Annotated in this window: 8 protein-coding genes; 1 reads left to right on the plus strand and 7 read right to left on the minus strand. The window is 36.1% G+C overall.

Features of this window, described 5'->3' with window-relative positions; all coding sequences use genetic code 11:
- Positions 1–306: 306 nt before the first annotated feature.
- Complete coding sequence (locus tag AC1DJR_RS11465; RefSeq protein WP_429691903.1) at positions 307–1074, minus strand: TSUP family transporter; 768 nt, start codon at positions 1072–1074, stop codon at positions 307–309.
- A 110-nt stretch (positions 1075–1184) separates the two neighbouring features.
- Between AC1DJR_RS11465 and AC1DJR_RS11470 the strand changes: the two genes are divergently transcribed.
- Positions 1185–1970 carry a TrmB family transcriptional regulator gene (locus tag AC1DJR_RS11470; protein ID WP_429691902.1) on the plus strand — a complete coding sequence of 262 codons (786 nt, stop codon included), beginning with the start codon at positions 1185–1187 and terminating at the stop codon, positions 1968–1970.
- Between the two features lie 163 nt (positions 1971–2133).
- Here AC1DJR_RS11470 and AC1DJR_RS11475 read toward each other — a convergent pair whose 3' ends face one another.
- From AC1DJR_RS11475 to AC1DJR_RS11500, 6 genes are all read right to left on the minus strand, one after another.
- Complete coding sequence (locus tag AC1DJR_RS11475) at positions 2134–2301, minus strand: hypothetical protein (RefSeq protein WP_000169779.1); 168 nt, start codon at positions 2299–2301, stop codon at positions 2134–2136.
- A 44-nt stretch (positions 2302–2345) separates the two neighbouring features.
- Positions 2346–3632 carry a replicative DNA helicase gene (gene dnaB / locus AC1DJR_RS11480; protein WP_477002647.1) on the minus strand — a complete coding sequence of 429 codons (1287 nt, stop codon included), beginning with the start codon at positions 3630–3632 and terminating at the stop codon, positions 2346–2348.
- Entirely contained in the window at positions 3629–4489 is an 861-nt protein-coding gene (locus tag AC1DJR_RS11485) for a DnaD domain-containing protein (RefSeq protein ID WP_477002648.1), read from the minus strand. Before AC1DJR_RS11485 ends, dnaB begins: the two co-directional genes overlap by 4 nt.
- 195 nt (positions 4490–4684) lie before the next feature.
- Positions 4685–5011 (minus strand): nucleoside triphosphate pyrophosphohydrolase, encoded by a 327-nt coding sequence (locus AC1DJR_RS11490; protein ID WP_477002649.1) that lies wholly within the window; start codon positions 5009–5011, stop codon positions 4685–4687.
- 245 nt (positions 5012–5256) lie between these two features.
- On the minus strand, positions 5257–5634 hold the full coding sequence (locus AC1DJR_RS11495; RefSeq protein WP_088038666.1) for a HEAT repeat domain-containing protein: 378 nt from the start codon (positions 5632–5634) through the stop codon (positions 5257–5259).
- Positions 5635–6417: 783 nt separating this feature from the next.
- Positions 6418–8077 (minus strand): DEAD/DEAH box helicase (locus tag AC1DJR_RS11500; RefSeq protein WP_477002650.1); only part of this gene is annotated, 1660 nt, incomplete at its 5' end.

Consider the following 8077-nt stretch of genomic DNA (forward strand, 5'->3'; position numbering starts at 1 on the left):
TATATTAGTAAGTGTGTTAATTGCTGAGGTGGATTTTAAGGGGGTGTTGAGGCTTAATTATAAGAAGAATATAGAGTAAACATTTCACTATGATCAATAAACATACCCCAGAAAAATATGAGTTTATATTATTTTCATTCTCTTCACTTAGATCTTCTTTTAAATGAGACTTTTTAGATGCTATCTTCAAATAAGGTAGCATCTAAAAAAGTTTAAAAAAATTTCCCCTGGTATCTTCTTATATTTTATGTAGTCTTCATATTTGACCTTTTCTACGTTTTTTGAAGAAAAGATGTTCAAAATTACTTACTGAATATAGTCATACAGATTTTTCGCTAACAATAAACAAGTTACTGTAATGAAAAGAGCACGAACATACCCACTTCCTTTTTTTATAGCAAATTTGGAGCCAACGATCCCTCCAGCAATTTGAGCAATCCCCATTATAAAACCATACGCATAGTTTACTTGCCCTACATACATAAATATTAACAATGCACCAACATTACTTCCTAAATTAAGAAACTTCGCATTACCTGCTGCTTTTAAAAAATCATACCCAATAAATAAAAGAGCAAACATTAAAAACGAACCTGTGCCAGGCCCTAGAAATCCATCATAAAAACCAATAGCAAAAATAAAAAAGGTAAAAATAATGACGTGTCGACCAGATAATTTCTTATGAGTAGAAATACTACCCCAATCCTTTTTAAATATCGTATAAATAGCGACTGCACCRAGCATRATCAGCATCAAWGGCTTCAGTACTTCTGGGTTCATTAAATGAACGGTCCATGCMCCTACTATAGAGCCTATGAAAGTGAGTGGAAATAATTTAAAAGCCGATTTCAAATCAAGATTGCCAGAACGATAAAACACAATATTACTAGTTGCACTTCCCATTGTCGACGCTAGTTTATTCGTGGCTACTGCACTTGCTGGATTCAGTCCTGTAAATAATAAAGCGGGTAAGGCAATGAGTCCTCCACCACCTACAACTGAATCAATAAATGCAGCTAAAAATCCAAAAGCAATCAAAATAATTAATACTGATGGGTCTAAATAAAAATCCATACTATTAACCTCCCATTTAGTCACTATCAGAATAGTAACTAATAATTTGCTAAATGTAAACAGTTATTGTAACGTTGAAATATAAAAGCAAACATCGGAGGACGAAAAAAGTGGACTACATAGTGCAACAGCTTAAAAAAATTGGTTTTAATGAATATGAAGCTAAATCTTATGTATCTCTTGTTAAACAGGGRCCTGTCACWGCCTACCAAGTGAGTAAGGATTCGGGTATCCCAAGAGCGCGAATTTAYGAGATTTTGGGTAACCTTGTAGAAAAAGGAATTGTCATGAAGGAAGAAATAAATGACACCACTCGCTATTCACCTCTACCTGTTGAAATCTTTTTACAAAAGGCGCAATCAGAATGGCAGTCTACTTATGAAGTAATCAGTGATTCATTAAAAAAACTAGAAACTTTCGAGGAAAAAACGGATAATCGAGTGATTACTTTAAAAGACAATAAAACAATAATTAGCTACTGTCAGGCATTAATAAAAAAAGCCCAAAAACGTATTGTCATTTCTATGTGGGATGAGATGTATGAAGCGTTAAAAGAGGAACTATCTGAGGTAGCTGATACAGTTACAGTACAAGGTATTACCCTGCATGTTGAAAATCCCATTAAAAATCTAGAAGCCCATCGTATAACACCTTATACAGAAACYCTGTCTACAGAACATTGGTTTATTTTATCGATAGATTCTAAAGAGATGATTTATGGACCATCACTTGAGGAGCGTAATATTGCTTTTTATACAGATGACCCTGTTCATATATACCTATTAGAGGATTATGTATGGCATGATGTTTTAGTGAATCGACTTGTACAACGTAGCCAAGATGATTTGGAGCAATGGATTACTACGGAGAGAAAATCCTTCTTTATGGAAAAATAAGAAACATATTCAAGAGCAAATCAAAAAATTTGCGTATTAAACCTAACAACTTCTCCGTACAAAAATAGCCGACTATTATATAGTAAATAGTCAGCTATTTTTATATAAATTTATACAGACGCTGCCATTTTCCCTTTGYGGAATATTCCCATTAACCCAGCGATTAATGAGATAAACGCTTCTCCCACTCTTTCACCTTCTCAATTGTTACATCTAATTTCTTAGCCACTTCCTCTATACTCATTCCCTTAAAGAGCATTCCAGCTGCCGAAAGTGCTTTATCTATTTCTTCTTGCTTCTCTTGCTCATATAAACGACCTACTTTTGTCAACCGTAACCACTCCTTTACCTTTTTATATGCCTTCTTCTATTTTATCATCCAATCTCCACAAACCGCCCAAACTCCTTCAAAAACCTCAGCTTAAAATTACCCACAGGCCCATTCCGATGCTTCGCCACATGGATCTCCGTCATCTCTTTCTGCATCGTTTCCTTATCATAATAATCTTCACGATACATAAGCATAATGACATCCGCATCTTGCTCAATTTGTCCCGTCTCTCTTAAATCAGATAAAAGAGGACGCTTATCTTGCCGTGACTCTACGGAACGAGACAATTGCGACAACGCTACTATACAAACATTTAAATCACGCGCTAATAACTTAAGCTTACGAGAAATCTCACTAATCTCCTGAAATCGATTGCCCTTATGCTTCGGATCGCCCGTAATAAGCTGTAAATAATCTACAATAACTAAAAGCTTTTTATCCCCATGCTTCCTCTTTAACTTACGAGTTTGCATCCAAATATCCTGCATTGTAACACCGGCCTTATCATAAATCTCAAGTGGCAATTCCCCAATCTCCGCGAACGCCTTACTCACCTTTTCCCAGTCYTCTATCGTAAAACGATGCTTCGGATTTTTCAGCCTACCTCCTGACACTTCGCCCGCGCAAGACGCCATCCTTTTTAACAGTTGCTTACTACTCATCTCTAACGAAAACAATCCAACTGCCGCTCCAGACTTCGCCGCATGCAATGCGATATTTAATGCAAACGCCGTCTTCCCCATAGAAGGACGCGCACCAAGGACAACAAAATCACCTTCCTGCAATCCGCACGTCATCTTATTTAACGATATATAACCAGTCTCAATACCAGTATTCTCTTTCGTATCTTGATGAAGCTCTTCATACAAACCAACTAAAGCATCCTTCAAATCAAACTCACATACATAATCCTTTTCCTCTAACTCACAAAGTTCCGTAATCGTCTCACCGATAATTTTCTCATTCTTCTCCGCAATAAGACGCTCTCCCATCTTGTGCCCGAGAACGCCAGCCTGATACATTTTCCATGCACCTCGAACAAGCCCCTCATAATAAGAGAAGTTGGCAGTTGTAGGCACACCCTCTATTAATGCTATAAAATACTCCATTCCCCCGATATTCTCCAAAAAATTTGGATTCATCCGAGAAACGAGYGTCACAAGATCAATTGGTTGCCCTTCATCTTCAATTTTTCGCATTAACCGAAATATAGACTTATGCACCGGCATAGAAAAATAATGCTCCGTCAAACGGCACTCCTTAATAAGCTCTCCATCAATTAAAAGAGAACCTAACACCGTCTTTTCCGCCTCCACATTTTGAATACTCATGGACGCCACCCGCGTTCCGCTAAAAACCGCTGCAGCTCTTCCTCTGACAGCGCATTCTTCTCCCACTCCTCGCACCTCGTCAAAAACTCCTCCGTCTCCCCAGTACTAACAGACGACTCCTTCTTCCGAAACTGAGTCGTATCCGCCTCAACCTCACACACTTTCGTAAACCCTTTCCCGTGCCATCCCCTCAAAATCCCCTTCACATAAGCAACTGTCCGCTTATTATTCTCAAACGCAATTTGAAGAGCCTTCAGCACAAGCTCCTCTGACAAATCAACCATCCACGCACTCAGTTCCTCTACCGTATGAGGAGACAAACTACCAAAATGTTGCTCATAAAAAGAAAACACGCGACTTCCCGTTTCTTCCTCTATAACCTCTTCTTCCTCTGTCTCCTCACAAACTGGATCAACATCATCCATAGCCAAATCACTCGGCATACCGAAATGTGCTAAAAGCATCGGAACATTCAGCTCCTCCTCTACGCACTTCTGAAGAAACATATGTACAAACTCCTTATTCTTCACACTCTTCAGCTCACGAAGCACACACTTCTCCACATTCGTATTCGTCACAGGATTATAACGAAGCCAATTTAAAATAAATAACTCCCTCGTCTCCGCATCATACAGAATCTTTCCATAATCGATGAAGCGCTGCACTAACTTATCAACAGTCCCCCTGTTATAACCCGTCTCCATCTCAGCTAACCGCTTCGGAAACGGAAAAATCCCACACTGCGTCGTCTTCGAACAAGTTAACAAATACACATAAAAATACCGTTCCTCCGGTGTCAAATCCAAAACAAAATCATCCTGCCAAAAATTCACCTGCACATTACGATACACCGCCATCAAAGTTCCTCCCGTCCTCATTCAAAATTAAAAATCCCTCTATGTACTATATATAGGAAGGAGGGTCGGGTTTTTGGCGTGTTATTTCAAAATTTTTTTGACTACTACTACGGTGTTTGTTGGTGTTTTTGTTTTGTTGTGTTTTTTCTTAGTGATTTATTACTTGGTAGGGGCTTGCAAGGGGTATGGGAGGGGCTAGTTRTCRGTTACTTCGATTAGRAASACTCGATCTRAGAARCCGCCTCKTTCTTTTGCTTTCTTTTTWCGGATGTTGTTGATTTCTTTTAGTGTTGTGCCTTCGTGTTCGGCTAGGGCGTTGATTAGTTCTAGTAGGTCGGATAGTTCTTCTAGTTTATGTTCTTTTGTGTCTGCTTCTAGATATTCGGTTAGTTCTTCTTGTGTTTTCTTGCAGAGTTCCTCTATGTATTCGTCTTTGGGTAGGATTCTTGTTGTGGGTGTTTTTCCGTTGGATTTTATTATTTGTGGAATTTTGTTTCGGATTAGTTTGTTGTAGATTGGCATGGGGGTTTCCCTCCGTTTGGTTTTTCTTCTATTATAATGGAAAAGCAGTTTAACTTTATGAGGTCAGTTTATATTTTCTAATTAGTTCAGGTCAAAAAAACATTAAAAGTAGCGTGATAGTACTCCCATTTCTTTTTGAATGCCATTTCATCTTATCCAAGTGTTCAAAAACCTTCATAACCCTTTTTATAAACAACAAAAATGCTATACTCCATCCTGAAGTATAGCATTTTATATATTTTACTTTAGAGGATATTTTCTTGAGCTAACTGATTTAAAATTTTCTCTACTTCTACTCTTACACCATACGCCTTATCTTTTAAGAGAGGCGTTAACTCTTCAGTTGAATTGGCTCCACAAACTTTATATATACCGTGTATGGCTTCTACACGAATATGCCAAGATTTCATTTTTAAAATTCTTTTTAAGGTATCAATATCTTCTTCAGTAGCAATTTGAGAAAAAGCTTTTGCTGCGCCAACTTTTGCATATGTAGGCCCATGTTCAATTATATTAATAAGCTCCCCCCTTAAACTTAATAGATTAGACTTGATAATTTCTTCTATAGCTTTATCCCGTTCAATTATATTAGTTGATACCAACCTCTTTTTTAACTCTTCCATAGTCCCACTCCCCTTACATCTATCCTTATAATAGATCAACTATATTTTAACATAACTAAGGTTAAAAATTTAATTATCCTTAAATGTATAGGTACTTCCCATAATATCTACTCTCAAATGATTTTTTGTGAAAAACTGTTTAACATTCTACGCATGGTTATTTTTATGAGTATTTTCAATATTTCATAATAAAATATAAAGAGGTATCGTCATTAAATTGTGAGTGATTGAAATGAATATAAAAGGCGAACGGCTATTACGACCTGTAATCAAGAACATGAATATACCAAATGTTTAAATGCAGAAGAATAACCTGAATTATTCTTAGTATCCAATTTTAACTATATTCAAGTAAATTAAAAAAAAACTATGTAGGCTTTTAAATAGTTCAAAGTTAACCAATTGAATAAACCCACTCGTTTAGAAAGAACTAATCAAAATGAGTGGGTTTAATTTTATAAAAAAGATCCATTAAAAAAACCAGACAAACCTGATAATATCAGCCTCTTCATCAGTTAGAAACTGGTATTTCATGTGAATGTCTACTCGTACTTTTCAGCTAAACAATCCATTCACTTAAAATCTATTTATCAAGTTCCTCAACAAGCTTTATCGTAAACTGATTCATACGGAAGACCTATATTCTATAATGTGTCATGATGACTTTAATTCCAGACAATAAATTCTTACTTCCTTGTCTTCTTATTCATTTATACAAAACATTTTATACTCTCAAGCATTTTTGGAAAATTCATTTCCGAAATTAATTGTATTCGGTTCGGCTTAATTTTGAATAATATTTTTCACATCATTTAAGTAATCATCTGTTACCTCTGGAATCAGCAATTCACCATCAATAGCATCAAGCATTACTTGTTCTTTTTCTTTCAATCGTTTATATATCGCCTGATCAATAAATCCACCATGAGCTCTATCGCCTTCCGTCATTAGATAGTAATAGCGTGTGTATTGATCATCTTTTAATCCTAGTCGATGGATACGATCTCTGGATTGTAACATAAATGTTAGGTTAAAGTTGTATTCAAAATAGATAGCATCATGAACAGTTTGATGTAACGAAATAGATTCTCCTAAGGTATTCGGATTGGAAATCATCACTTCCACATCACCATCACGAAAATCATTAATCAATTTCACACGTTCATCCTTTGGTGTTCCCCCATAAACTAAATTTACAGATACACCTTTTTGTTGTAATACCTGTTTAATCTTCTGCATAGTTTTTACAAACATTCCCCATACGATTACTTTTTTTCCGTTATCAACTAAATCCATGATTAGTTGAATTCCTTTTTCAAATTTTGCAGATGGAATTATATCTACTTGTAATTGTTGATAGGCTCTTCTTCTTGCTATTTCTCTTTCTTCATCATTTAAAGCATTAACTTGTGTCAAATCAAATTCATCATCTAAAAGACCTAAATCTTGATATTCAATTTTATCTAGCAATAAAGCAGGGTTTGTAGATGCTTGCAATAGTCGTAAATACAGCGCTAATATATTGCCTTCATTTTCATATATCGTTTGAACTAATTGTTTTTGCCTTTCACTAGGTTCAACAACAATCAATTTGTCTGGATCTGCTTTTGGTACTTTTAAATCGTATTTATTAGTTCGCCAAAAGAAGGGCTGAATACGGTTATTTATCTCATCCACTTCAGGGTTCTCTAGATCACTTACTTCCCAGCGAAAGAAAGAATCATATTCTTTATCATACAGTAAGTGTAAAAAGTTGTAGATATCTTTATAGCTATTGGGTATAGGGGTCCCTGTCAAAACATAACGATATTGAGCTTTTGGCCCTAAATTTAAAGCGGCCATAGCTCTTCTTCCCCCCACCCCTTTTACACGGTGGACCTCGTCACATACAATCATAGTATACTCATCGATTAGTTCATTTAAAATGGTTAGTTTTCCTTCTAACGCTTCATAATTGATAACGATTATGTCACTTTTCCCCCAATCCACTCGAATATTTCCAATATTCCGGTATTTATTATCTTTTAAATTCATATAGTTTAAATAGCGTTTTTCCCCAAACACCTCAGTATATTCTGTGCGCCAAGCCTCAAAGGCATTGATTGGTGAGACAACTAATAATCGTCTCGCCTTTCTAATTTTTTTACTACTTAGATAAGCAAACGCTCCATACATCATAGCAGTCTTACCTGCACCAGGAACAGAAAAGTTAGCAGCCCTTTTCATTGTAGCTAGATAGAAACTCGCTTGTAACTGTTCCAGTTTCAATGGTCGTGTTATTTCTTCGTCTAAAATTCCCCCAAATGTGATTAGCTCACTTTTCCACCGTTCATCAGATGCTTTAATCGTACTTCCTGCGATACGTTGCTCATTAATCGCATATTTATTTTGTTGAATATAAGCTTGAATTTCAGCACTAATTACTAATGATACAGTACATACC

The organism is Bacillus sp. 05T31, assembly GCF_056396725.1.

Coding starts and splice junctions, on each gene's coding strand:
- AC1DJR_RS11495 (WP_088038666.1), bottom strand. CDS start 5,634: ATGGAAGAGTTAAAAAAGAGGTTGGTATCAACTAATATAATTGAACGG.
- AC1DJR_RS11485 (WP_477002648.1), bottom strand. CDS start 4,489: ATGGCGGTGTATCGTAATGTGCAGGTGAATTTTTGGCAGGATGATTTT.